The following is a 12,934-nucleotide window of genomic DNA, read 5'->3' on the forward strand; positions in this document are numbered from 1 at the left end:
TTAATCTCTTCTAGGTTTTCTATCGCGATTACGATCGTTTCCACGACGGTCGTCTCTACGTTTATCATCACGTGGTGGTCTTTCAACAAAGCCTTCTGGTTTTGGTAAAAGTGCTTTACGGGATACTTTCTCTTTACGGGTACGTTTGTCTATACCAAAGTACTTCACATCGAATACGTCTCCCATGTTCACCACATCGGTTACATTTTCTGTACGTTCCCATGCCAATTCAGATACATGTAACAATACTTCATTACCTGGAGCATCTGTATATTCTACAACAGCACCAAAGTCCAACATTTTAATAACCTTTACTTCGTAAACGTTACCAACTTCTGGCTTAAATAATAAAGAATCTATTTTAGCCATAACAGCATCAATACCTTTGCTACCTACACCTAGTACTTCAACAATACCTTCTTCGGTAACAGGGTCTTCGTTAATAACGATAGTAGTCTCGGTTTCTTTTTGTAATTCCTGAATTACTTTTCCACCAGGACCGATCAATGCTCCAATAAACTCATTAGGTATACGTCTAGTAACCATTGTAGGTGCGTGGTCCTTAACCTCTGCATTTGGTGTTTCAATAGTTTCGGTAATTTTACCTAAAATGTGTAAACGACCGTCACGAGCTTGTTTTAAAGCATTTACAAGAATTTCATAAGACAATCCTTTTACTTTAATATCCATTTGGCAAGCGGTAATACCATCGGCAGTACCGGTTACTTTAAAGTCCATATCACCTAAGTGATCTTCATCACCTAAAATATCGGAAAGAACAGCATATTTTCCAGATTCAGTATCTGTAATCAATCCCATTGCAATACCTGAAACTGGTTTTTTCAATTGAACACCGGCATCCATCATTGCCATAGTACCAGCACAAACAGTAGCCATAGAAGAAGAACCGTTAGATTCTAAAATCTCAGATACTACACGTACTGTGTAAGGACAATCTTCAGGAACCATTCCTTTTAATGCACGTTGAGCCAAGTTACCGTGACCAACTTCTCTACGAGATGTTCCACGAATAGGTCTTGCTTCACCTGTTGAAAAAGGAGGGAAGTTATAGTGTAAATAGAAACGCTCTTCACCTTCGTAAGACGGCATGTCTATTTGGTTTGCTTCTCTACTTGTACCTAAGGTAACCGTAGCTAAAGCTTGAGTTTCTCCACGAGTAAAGATAGAAGAACCGTGTGTAGAAGGTAAATAGTTTACCTCACACCAAATAGGTCTAATCTCATCTGTCTTACGACCATCTAAACGCAAACCTTCATTCAATGTTAAATCTCTAACAGCAGCTTTTTCAGCTTTGCTGTAGTATTTAGAAATTAATCCGCCGAAATCTGCTTGCTCTTCTTCAGAAAAAGAAGCGATAATTTCTTCCTTGATTTCACCAAATGCAGCACTACGTTCATGTTTGGCAGAACCTGCTTGTGCAACAGCATATACTTTATCATATGCCATGTCGTGAATTTTCTGAGCTAAATCAGCATCTTCTCTTTCTGGCTCGTACTCACGTGTTTCTTTTTTACCAAAAGCTTCTGCTAATTTAACTTGAGCAGCACACTGTACTTTAATGGCTTCATGAGCAAACTTAATTGCTTCGGTCATTTCTTCTTCAGAAATCTCATCCATTTCACCTTCAACCATCATAACAGAATCTGCAGATGCTCCAATCATCATATCGATGTCAGACTCCTCTAATTGTGCTCTAGTTGGGTTAATAATGAATTCACCGTTTACACGACCAACTCTAGCTTCAGAAATTGGGCATTCAAAAGGGAAATCTGATAGTTGAATAGCTGCAGAAGCTGCTAAACCTGCCATAGCATCTGGCATAACGTCTTCGTCATGAGACATTAATTGAATCATCACCTGAGTTTCAGAGTGATAATCTTTTGGGAATAATGGACGTAAAACACGATCCACTAAACGCATGGTCAATACTTCACCATCACTTGGTCTTGCTTCTCTTTTAAAGAAACCACCTGGGTAGCGACCCGCAGCAGCAAATTTTTCACGGTAATCTACCGTTAGTGGAAGAAAGTCCACATCACTTTGTTTGTAGTTGGAAACAACTGTACATAATAACATACATTTTCCTGATTGTACAACAACAGAACCGTGTGCCTGTTTTGCCAATTTTCCGGTTTCGATAGAAATTTCTCTACCATCCCCAAGGTCAATGACCTCTTTAAATACTTTTGGAATCATAAAATTCGATTAAAACCTGCTCATGCAGATTTGTTAAACAATGGTCTTTCCGACTGAAATTTTCTCTGGTCGGAGTTGTTGTGTTGTTGTGTTGACCAATGAAAAACCGTGTGTAGCTTTTTGTTCGCCTTTGCCAAAAATACTTGGCTTTAACTCCTAAGGCATGGAGTACTTAAAAAAAAGGGGATAGTTAACTATCCCCTTTTTAAAAATTATTTTCTAATACCTAGTTCTTTAATAAGCTCTCTGTATTTTACAATGTCATTTTTAATCATATAATCTAAAAGACTTCTTCTTTTACCCACCAATTTTACAAGTGAACGCTCAGTGTTGTAATCTTTGTGATTCTTTTTCAAGTGACCGGTCAAGTGGTTGATTCTGTGTGTGAACAAAGCAATTTGTCCTTCTGTAGAGCCAGTGTTTTCTGCACTACCGCCGTATTTTTTAAAAATTTCGGCTTTTACTTCTTTTGATAAATACATTCCAATATTGTTTTAAATGATTTTTATGTATGTGATTGTTTTTCAATCAGGGCGCAAATATACAATTATTATTGAAATGTGCAGTATATTTTATAATCAAAAATGCTCGCCGAATCAATTGATAGGGCGAGCACTCTAAGATGGACCGTAATATCTTTAATGAAGATGTTCTATCATTAAAATATTAAGCAGAAGTTTTTTCTGCTCTTACCGGGTTATTTTGAATTAAATCTATGTAAAGATTAACTTTTTTCTTTAAATATCTTCTATGTGAAATGAAATCTAAGAAGCCGTGTTCCAATAAAAATTCTGAAGATTGAAAACCTTCAGGTAAATCTTTACCTGTAGTATCCTTTACAATTCTTGGACCTGCAAAACCAATAAGTGCACCTGGCTCTGCAATATTGATATCACCTAGCATAGCGTACGATGCAGTTGTACCACCCGTTGTTGGATCTGTACATAAAGAAATGTACGGCAAACCAGCTTCGGATAATTGAGCCAATTTAGCAGATGTCTTTGCCAATTGCATTAGTGACAGGGCAGCTTCCATCATACGAGCACCACCAGATTTAGAAATCATCATAAAAGGCACTTTTTTCTTAATGGCGTGATCTATACCGCGGGCAATTTTTTCACCTACAACACTACCCATTGAGCCTCCTATAAATTTAAAATCCATACAGCAAATAACGATGTCTTTACCATAAGACTTACCAAAGCCTGTTCTAACAGCATCTTTCAACCCTGTTTTTTTCTGAGCTGCTTTTAAACGCTCACTATATTTTTTGGTGTCTTCGAATTTTAAAGGGTCTTTAGAAGAAAGCTTCTCATCAAGTTCAGTGAACTTATTGTCATCGAACAGAATTTCAAAGTATTCTTTACTTCCTATCCTTACGTGATAATCATCTTCTGGGCTTACATAAAAGTTTTTTGCTAGATCGTCTGACTCAACAATTTTGCCTGTGGGAGATTTGTACCACAAGCCTTTAGGTGTGTCTTTCTTTTCTTCGGTAGAGGTTTGTATACCTTTTTCTTTTCTTTTAAACCAAGCCGTCATATCATCCATTTTATGGTTATCCTAAGTTGTTATAACGTATTTACGTTATTTAAATCTTCAAATGCTTTTTTCAATCTTTCAATAAAAGATATTTCTCCTTTTCTTAACCAAACTCTTGGGTCATAGAATTTTTTGTTTGGTTCATCTGCTCCCTTAGGGTTACCTATTTGAGATTGTAAATAATCTTTATTGTCCTGAACATAATCACGAACACCTGCTAAGAAAGCGTATTGTAAATCGGTATCAATGTTCATCTTAATTACTCCGTAGCTAATACCTTCTCTAATTTCTTCAACAGTAGAGCCTGAACCACCGTGGAATACGAAATCAATATGATTGTTTTTTACACCATATTTTTTAGAAATATACTCTTGAGAGTTCAAAAGGATTTTTGGGGTCAATTTTACGTTACCAGGTTTGTATACCCCGTGAACATTACCAAAAGCAGCGGCAATTGTAAATCTGGGGCTTACTTTAGAAAGTTCTTCATAAGCATACGCTACTTCTTCTGGTTGAGTGTATAGTTTAGAATCATCTACATCAGAATTATCTACGCCGTCTTCTTCACCACCTGTAATACCTAATTCGATCTCTAAGGTCATGTTCATTTTGCTCATGCGCTCTAAATAACCTTTACATATTTCAATGTTCTCTTCTAAAGGCTCTTCAGAAAGATCGATCATATGTGAGCTGAACAAAGATTTACCGGTTTCTGCAAAATGTTTTTCACTTGCATCTAAAAGTCCGTCTATCCAAGGCAATAATTTTTTAGCACAATGGTCTGTATGTAAAATTACCGTAGCACCATAAGCTTCTGCTAATTGGTGTACATGTTTAGCACCTGCAACTGCACCTAAGATAGCAGCTTGTTGTCCATCATTTGAAAGGCCCTTACCGGCATTGAACTGAGCTCCGCCATTAGAGAATTGTATAATTACAGGAGCATTTAAGCTAGCTGCAGTTTCTAAAACGCCATTAATAGTGTCAGAACCTATTACGTTTACTGCAGGTAGTGCAAATCCTTTTTCTTTTGCGTAGTTGAAGATTTCTTGAACCTCATCTCCGGTTGCAACTCCCGGTTTTATGTTGTGAGCCATAATTATGTTGTTGTTTGTTTCTTAAAAAAATGAAAAACAAAAGTAATAAAACAATTATATTTAAAAGGGATAGTTGATACCAATTTGCAAAACAGCATTGGCAAAATTATAATCTCTAAACCATCTTTTAGACTGAATTTCAGCTGGGTTATAAGTTTTAAAGCCTAAATCTAATCGAAATAGGAAATAAGTGAAGTCGTATCTAAGACCCATGCCAGTACCAAGGGCAATATCTTTTAAAGATGCTAAACCGTCAAAAGTGGCATCTGGATCTTCAACATTATCTAGCACGTTCCAAATATTACCGGCATCAGCGAAGATCGCTCCGTTAATATCTCCTGCAATAGGAAATCTATATTCAAGATTTAAAGCTAATTTTAGGTTGGCTTCGTTGAAATCGTTGATAGCAGAAGTGCTTCCGGGTCCTAATGAATATGGGAACCAAGCTCTGTTGTCATTAGATCCACCACCAAAATAACTACGAACAAAAGGTATGTTGTCAGAGTTGCCGTATGGAATAGCGATGCCAAAAAATGCTCTTGCGGCCAAAACGTTTGACCGTTTTAAATCCCAATATTTTACATATTCAAATTCATTTTTTATGTATTGCGAGAAGGGAACACCAAAAACCAAAAGTTGATCATCGTCATTTTTATTGAACGGGATAAAAGTGGAGAATGCAGACAGTACGTTGCCGGCACCTTCAATTTTCCAACGAAATTGATAAAAAGTGTTATCTAGGACACCAGTTCTATTCGTTTTATTAAAAGTGTAGTTAGATGCAAATATTAAATTGTTTTCCGTGAGTCTTATTCTTCTTTCTTCAATAGTATTTACATCTTCAAAATCATCTGTTGTAGCACTTACTGTGCCGTCTAGAATAGCATTGGTGAATCCGCTTGTACCACTAGGTATAATCAAATTTAAATCATCATCACTATCATCTGTTTCAAAATATTCTGCCAGTTCTGGGTATAGCGTAGCGTCTTCATAAGAATCTGCAATTTCATCTAATAGTTCGTAGGTATTTGTATAAACATTGTAAAACCTATTACTGTTCACATTTCTTACAAATTGAATATTTAAAAGCTCAACATCGTGGTTTACAAAATCACTTGGTGTCCAGCTGTATCCTAAAACGGTATTGAAGGTTTGTTTGTCCAGACCAATATTATTTTGAAAATTGGTACCAATAGCAATTCTGGTTTTTGGTAATGTATAATTAGGTATAATTCTAGACGTATTAATGAAAGGAAACCATATTCTAGGGAAATCTAAAGAAATGTCTCCGCCAAATTCAGAAAAATAATTTGCCTCAAAGGTGTTGCTGCTTAATAAACCATAAGAGCCATTTGCAGAAATACTTAAGTTTTCAGCCCCTTTAAAGATGTTTCTAATGAGTAGGGTGGTGCCCAAACCAACACCAAGTCTTCTTAAATTAGATCTACTCACTTCAAAGTTGGTTCCCAATGCGTATTTTGTTTTAGGAGCCAAGTAGATGTTGGTGTTTACTTTGTTGCCAAGACTGTCTGCTTCAAATATTATGTTTGGGTACTTAAAAACGTTTAGTGCGTTTAATTGCCTCGATGTTCTAATTTTATCGACATCTCTATAAATACTATCCTTTTTGAAAAAAATGGCATTGGCCAAGGTTTTAGGTTTGATGTCAAAATTTTTAGAATAGTGAATGGTATAGTCTTGGTAGTCTATAGTGTAAATGGAATCTTGATTGTTTGTTGAAAGATAGTCTGTATAGATATTTATTTTATCGATTTTCTCAACTTTATAAGCAGAAGTGGTCACCTCATTTTCACCTCTTGTCTTTAGGTCACCTATATTAAGGGTGATGTTCATCTTTTGATCGTCTGCAGCTCTAGCGGTATCTCTTAAAATATCAAAAGTTATAGAGCTTTCTTGAAAATTTCTAATACCATTATTTCTGAAAATGCCTGTTAGTCTTTCACGTTCTCCGTTAAAATTTGAAAGATCAAATTGTTGCCCTTCTTTAATCAGTGAATTTGCGGCGTTTAAAAAATATAATGAATCTATTGCTCTAGATGAGATGTTGTTACCTAAAGAATCTATCATATAGGGGTCACCCAATTCAATATGGTAATTTACCTTGGCCTTTTTATACCTTGCGCTATCAATTACATACGTGGTATTGTTGGTGAAATAGCCTTTGCTCTGATAGTAGGCGCTTAATTTTTCTAGACTTAATCTTGTTTTGGTAGTATCTAAAACAGTGGGTTCTTCACCAATATCCTTTAGCCAATTACTTAGTCCCTTGACCAGAAAAGATTCGCCTAGCCTTTCCACTTGCTTTTCTGAAAGCAGTTTATCCAGTCTTTTTTTTCTGTTCTCTTTTCTGTATAACCAAGCGTTGTAAGAAGAATCAGGGTTTTCTTTGGCAAGGTTGTATAAATTTAACCTTAAAGGGTATCCTAGAACAGTAGAATTCGGTTTTTGATAGACGAGACTTTCTAATTCTTCGTTGTTAACTTTTATAGAATCAGCATAAATGGTGTTTTTAATCACCAAGAGTTCATCATCCTCAACCTTCTTTAGCGAGTTACAGGATAACAAGACTATTGCCAGTAGGGATAATAAGCTTAATTTAGCCATGATGTTTTTGGAGCAAAGTGCCATCCTCATAGAAATCAAAAATACATTATTTGAATGGTTGTCAAAAGTGAATTGAAACTTATCAAAAGCCTACAGCAAAAAAAGTGCCGAATTGAGCACGGACTATTTGTAATAGAGGGGAAAAAAACCTTGGAAGAAGTTGTGAAATCTCAAATGAGACCATACAAATTGTTCGCCGTTGACCCAAGTAATTTGGATATTGGCGGTCATGAAGTAACGCAAGTGGGTGCAAGGGAGCTAAGTCAAATGAGTAGCTTAAAGAACCCAAATGGGTATCTTGGTGTATTTTATATTCCTGAAAAAGTAGAAAAAATAGCCTCTGATTGGGTTTTGGTGCTCGATGGTGTTCAAGATCCAGGAAATTTGGGTACTATTATAAGGCTTTGCGATTGGTTTGGTATCAACGATATTGTTTGTTCAAATGATACGGTGGATTGTTATAATCCAAAAGTGTTGCAGGCAACCATGGGGTCTATAACAAGGGTTAATATTCAATATAGGTCGTTAATTACATTTTTAGGGTCAACAGAATTACCCATTTATGGAACATTTATGGACGGCGATAATGTAAATACTACCACATTACCTAAAAAAGGATTCATGATTATGGGTAATGAAGGAAAAGGAGTGTCAAATACCGTTGCTGAATTATGTTCAGATAGATTGGCAATACCTCAATTTGGCGAAAAAACCACGGAGAGCTTAAATGTGGCTTCTGCAACGGCAATTCTATTACATGAGATAAGAAAATAGCCCGGCTTTTTAATTCGAAACTTTTAACTTTTGCTAATTGCTAATTGCTAATTGCTAATTGCTAATTGCTAATTGTTAAATGTTATTCAAAAGTAAAGTTGATGAAAATGCCTCGGGTTTTCAGAGATTCAATATTTCCGGTCCAAGGGCTGTTAGGGTCTTGATCGGGCACTAGTTCATCCGTTAGAGCAAAGACACCTCGTATGGATGGAGTGAACTTAAAGTATTCTAGGTAAAAATCAATTCCAAATCCAAGTTCGTAGTTGTACACCCATTTTTTCATTCTAAATGTTCCAGAACTGTTATCATCCAAACTTTCTTCGTTACTACCTAGGTTTAAGCTACGAGATCCGCCTGCCAATAAAAAAGGTTTAAAGTTGCCAAACCTGCGTGTACTTGCTTTAATAAGTACCGGAAAATTGATATAGGTAGATTTTATTTCCCTGATGGCATCTCTTTCATCATCAAATCCAGGAAACCCCATTAGTCTGGTTCCGTAATGCAGTCCTGGTTCAAAACGAACATCAAAAAATTCATTAAGTCTTAATTCGCCTATTAGTCCAACGTTGAATCCAAAGCTTTTGCTAACCAATATGTCTTTGGCATTTTCTTTATATTCAATTTTAAAATCATACTGATTTAAACCTAAGAAGTAACCCCAGTTTAAGAGTTTTTTATCTTCGTTCTGTTTATTCAATATAGGGCTCTCATTAAATTGAGCGCTCATTAAATTCGTTATCAACAACGTTAAGGGTATTAAAAACCACTTCTTCATAAATGCTGGTTTACGATTGTAAAACGTCAAATAAATATTGAAAGACAGCTAATATTATAGATTAGCTTTTTTTGCAACATAAATTGAAGCAACCCCAAATGTTTGAGGTTTATTCGTTACATCTATAAACCCAATTTCGCGCAAAATATTGTTGAAGTTTTCTCCATGTGGAAAAACGGAAGCAGATTCGCTTAAATAGCCATATGCCGAATCGTCTTTTGAGAAAATTTTTCCAATTAATGGAAGAATATTTTTTGTGTAGAAATTGTAACCTTGTTTGTAAGGGGTTTTGGTGGGTACAGATGTTTCCAGGACCACTAACGTGCCGTTAGGTTTTAAAACTCTAAGAATTTCAGCCATACCCGTTTCAAGGGTTTCAAAGTTACGTACTCCAAAAGACACGGTTACGGCATCAAAAGAATTAGCGTCGAAAACAAGATTTTCACTGTCACCAACTACCATTTCAATGGTATTGTCCAAATTTTTATCGGTTACTTTTTCTTTTCCAACCGCCAACATTCCCGGAGAAATATCTAGGCCCACAATTTTTTTTGCACCTGTTTTTGTAAGTGCTATGGCTAAGTCGCCAGTACCTGTTGCAATATCTAATATAGAATTAGGTTGTTCCTTTTTTAAAATTTCAACAACTTTTTTACGCCATTTAATATCAATGCCAAAAGAAATTACTCTGTTTAAACCGTCGTAATTTTTAGAAATGGTATCGAACATTTTGGTCACCTGTTCCTTTTTACCTAAGTCAGAATCTTTGTATGGCGTAACTTTTTGGGGCATTATATTGCTATTTTTTTGGCAAATATACAATATAGTAGGAGCTTAACTCCTTTTTAACCACCAAGGTTGACCATTGATAGGTTAAAGAATTGAAAATAAAGAATAAACTAATTTAATTATGTAATTTTGCCCCATAATAATTGCTACGGTTTTCAAGACTACTTTTAAGTATTTATGGTGTTTAAGAGAGAAATTTTATGCTTGATAATTAGCGGTCTAATAAGATAAATGAAGATTATAATTGCTGGTGCTGGGGAAGTAGGCTTTCATTTGGCCAAATTACTATCCTATGAATCACAGGATATTACTTTAATCGATTCTAAAAAAGAGAGTCTGGCTTATGCCGATAACCATTTAGATATTCGTGTTTTAAAAGGTGATGCTACTTCTATTTCGGTGTTGAACGATGCCCAAGTGCAAAATTCTGACTTGGTTATTGCGGTAACATCTTCTGAAACAACGAACTTAACACTCTGTATGTTGGCCAAACAGCTTGGTTGCAAGCGAACTATTGCCAGAATATCAAATACCGAGTTTATAAAGAATAAGGATCTTTTAAGGTTTTCTGACCTGGGGATAGATGAATTGATTTCACCCGAAGCACTGGCGGCGACTGAAATTCAAATGTTGTTGAATAAATCTGCATTCAACGATACCTATGAATTCGAGGAGGGCGAATTGATTATGGTAGGGGTTTCTTTGCTAAAATCTGCGCCGTTTGTAGGTAAAATGGTAAAAGAGGCTGCCAAAATTTTCCCTGAATTACATTTCATGCCCATAGCCTTGCAACGTACAGGAACGCAATATACAGTTATACCGCGTGGTGATACCGTTTTTAAAGAAGGTGACCAAGTATACTTTATTACGGTAAAGGAAGGTGTAGATGAGTTGTATAAATTAACTGGAAAGAAAAAAGCTGAAATCAAGAATGTAATGATTCTTGGTGGTAGTAAAGTAGGTTATAAGACAGCAAGAGATCTGTGTGCCAACAAGTTCAATGTAAAGTTGATAGAAAAGAATAAGGAGAAAGCCTTTGATCTTGCTGACGAATTGCCAAATGCACTGGTAATTAATGGTGATGGTAGAAATGTTGAGCTGTTAGATGAAGAAAGTTTAGAGTCCATGGATGCCTTTATTGCGGTAACCGGCAATTCAGAGACCAATATTATGTCTTGCTTGGTGGCAAAATCAAAGTATATTAAAAAGACCATAGCCTTGGTGGAGAACATGGATTATTTTCAGCTCTCACATTCTATAGGTATTGATACCTTGATCAATAAAAAGCTTTTAGCTGCAAACAATATATTTAGGCACATTCGAAAAGGTGAAGTTGTAGCATTAATGCGATTAAACAACTTAAACGCCGAAATTTTAGAATTCATCGTAAAAAGAAATTCTAAAGTGACCGGTGCTACTATTAGAGAGTTAGATTTTCCTAAGGCGGCTACCATTGGTGGTGTTGTTAGGGATGGGGTAGGCCACATTGCACTTGGTGGTTTTAATATACAGGAAGGAGATAGGGTAGTGGTTTGTTGTCTACCATCTGAAATTCCTAAAATAGAACGAATGTTCCTTTAAGATGCGACTTAATTTAAGAATTATTTTTCATATCATGGGGCTTCTGTTACTTTGTAATGGGGGGTTTATGCTTTTGGCTGCAGTTGTTAGTGGTCTATATAAAGATGGGGCTACCTTGAGTATTGCACTTGCTTCTATCTGTACTATGTTCGTTGGTGTTTTTATGATGTACTATACCAGGGGGCATAAAAAAGAGGTAAAACAAAAAGAAGGATACATCATTGTAACATTTGGGTGGATCGTAATGTCCATTTCCGGGATGTTGCCATATCTGTTTTCTGGAGCGTTACCCACGATAACCAATGCTTTTTTTGAAACTATTTCAGGTTATACCACAACCGGGGCATCAATCATGGATGATATTGAAGCCATGCCCGAAGGAATTCTTTTTTGGCGTAGTTTAACCCATTGGATCGGTGGTATGGGAATCATTGTTTTGGCAATTGCCATTCTGCCTTTGTTGGGTATTGGTGGTATGCAGTTATTCTCTGCAGAGGCACCAGGACCTACTGGGGATAAGTTGCACCCTAGAATTACTGATACGGCAAAACGACTTTGGCTTATTTATTTTGGATACACTGTGGCAGAGACCATATTATTGCAGTTAGCTGGTATGTCCTTTTTTGATGCTATCAATCATGCAATGGCAACGTTATCTACGGGTGGATTCTCAACTAAAAATGCAAGTGTAGCCTATTGGAACGATCAGCCTTTAATTCAATATATCATCATATTCTTTATGTTTTTAGCGGGTAGTAATTTCGTATTAAGCTATTTCGCCTTTAAGGGTAAAGTACAAAAAGTAATTAAGGATGAAGAGTTTAGATACTACGCAGGCTTTGTCATCGTTTTTACAATAATCGTTGCTTTGGTGGTATATTTCAAGGCAAATATTACAGAACTTACTCCCGGTTATCCTATGGTGTTAGGAAAGGCGGAAAGTGCCCTAAGACATTCACTGTTTCAGATCATCTCTGTGATAACCACTACTGGTTTTGTTAGTGCTGATTTTACGCAATGGACACCCTTTTTAACCGTGTTTTTCTTTGGACTGTTCTTTTTGGGTGGTTCTGCGGGTTCTACTGCCGGTGGTATAAAGGTTATGAGGCATTTATTGATAATTAAAAACGGAGTATTGGAATTTAAGCGTACGTTACATACCAACGCCATAATCCCTGTACGATACAATGATAAAACGGTAAAGGAAAAAATTGTCTATAATATAATAGGCTTCTTTGTGCTGTACATGTTACTGTTTATTATTGGTGCTTTGGTGTTAGGTTTTTTGGGATTGGATTTTGAAACAGCCATAGGAGGGGCGGCATCTTCTTTAGGTAATGTAGGTCCTGCTCTAGGAAGTTTAAATCCGGTAAGTAATTTTAACAGCTTGCCCGATCTTGCAAAATGGTGGTGCGGATTTTTAATGCTTGCCGGTAGGTTGGAGTTATTTACCGTACTGATTTTATTGACACCATATTTTTGGAAAAGTACTTAATAAAGGTAAAGAATAGTAGAAATAAAAAAGTCCCTTTTT

Annotated in this window: 10 protein-coding genes; 3 read left to right on the forward strand and 7 right to left on the reverse strand. The window is 36.2% G+C overall.

The window, feature by feature from the left end; all coding sequences use genetic code 11:
- The 5 genes from CSC80_RS19145 to CSC80_RS19165 form a co-directional block, all read right to left on the reverse strand.
- The gene (locus CSC80_RS19145; RefSeq protein ID WP_099193497.1) at window positions 1-2,217 is read right to left on the reverse strand and encodes a polyribonucleotide nucleotidyltransferase; all 2,217 of its coding nucleotides are present in this window, start codon (window positions 2,215-2,217) and stop codon (window positions 1-3) included.
- A gap of 212 nt (window positions 2,218-2,429) precedes the next feature.
- Window positions 2,430-2,699 (reverse strand): 30S ribosomal protein S15, encoded by a 270-nt coding sequence (rpsO, locus tag CSC80_RS19150; RefSeq protein ID WP_058106043.1) that lies wholly within the window; start codon window positions 2,697-2,699, stop codon window positions 2,430-2,432.
- A 184-nt stretch (window positions 2,700-2,883) separates the two neighbouring features.
- Entirely contained in the window at window positions 2,884-3,759 is an 876-nt protein-coding gene (accD, locus tag CSC80_RS19155) for an acetyl-CoA carboxylase, carboxyltransferase subunit beta (RefSeq protein WP_099193515.1), read from the reverse strand.
- Between the two features lie 29 nt (window positions 3,760-3,788).
- Window positions 3,789-4,856, reverse strand: coding sequence for a class II fructose-bisphosphate aldolase (fbaA, locus tag CSC80_RS19160; protein ID WP_058106044.1), 1,068 nt, complete (start codon window positions 4,854-4,856; stop codon window positions 3,789-3,791).
- 60 nt (window positions 4,857-4,916) lie between these two features.
- On the reverse strand, window positions 4,917-7,481 hold the full coding sequence (locus CSC80_RS19165) for a BamA/TamA family outer membrane protein (protein ID WP_236973450.1): 2,565 nt from the start codon (window positions 7,479-7,481) through the stop codon (window positions 4,917-4,919).
- 72 nt (window positions 7,482-7,553) lie between these two features.
- On the opposite strand from CSC80_RS19165, the gene CSC80_RS19170 reads away from it, so the two are divergent.
- Window positions 7,554-8,255 (forward strand): RNA methyltransferase, encoded by a 702-nt coding sequence (locus tag CSC80_RS19170; protein ID WP_343224363.1) that lies wholly within the window; start codon window positions 7,554-7,556, stop codon window positions 8,253-8,255.
- Between the two features lie 82 nt (window positions 8,256-8,337).
- Here CSC80_RS19170 and CSC80_RS19175 read toward each other — a convergent pair whose 3' ends face one another.
- Together CSC80_RS19175 and ubiE are read right to left on the reverse strand one after the other, a co-directional pair.
- Window positions 8,338-9,030, reverse strand: a complete 693-nt coding sequence (locus tag CSC80_RS19175) for a porin family protein (protein WP_058106047.1) — start codon at window positions 9,028-9,030, stop codon at window positions 8,338-8,340.
- 54 nt (window positions 9,031-9,084) lie between these two features.
- Window positions 9,085-9,822, reverse strand: coding sequence for a bifunctional demethylmenaquinone methyltransferase/2-methoxy-6-polyprenyl-1,4-benzoquinol methylase UbiE (gene ubiE / locus CSC80_RS19180; RefSeq protein WP_058106048.1), 738 nt, complete (start codon window positions 9,820-9,822; stop codon window positions 9,085-9,087).
- Between the two features lie 228 nt (window positions 9,823-10,050).
- On the opposite strand from ubiE, the gene trkA reads away from it, so the two are divergent.
- Together trkA and CSC80_RS19190 are read left to right on the forward strand one after the other, a co-directional pair.
- Window positions 10,051-11,400 carry a Trk system potassium transporter TrkA gene (gene trkA, locus CSC80_RS19185; protein WP_099193500.1) on the forward strand — a complete coding sequence of 450 codons (1,350 nt, stop codon included), beginning with the start codon at window positions 10,051-10,053 and terminating at the stop codon, window positions 11,398-11,400.
- Window position 11,401: 1 nt separating this feature from the next.
- Window positions 11,402-12,895 carry a potassium transporter TrkG gene (locus CSC80_RS19190; RefSeq protein ID WP_099193501.1) on the forward strand — a complete coding sequence of 498 codons (1,494 nt, stop codon included), beginning with the start codon at window positions 11,402-11,404 and terminating at the stop codon, window positions 12,893-12,895.
- Window positions 12,896-12,934: the final 39 nt, after the last annotated feature.

The organism is Maribacter sp. 6B07 (assembly GCF_002700155.1).
Lineage (GTDB): Bacteria > Bacteroidota > Bacteroidia > Flavobacteriales > Flavobacteriaceae > Maribacter > Maribacter dokdonensis.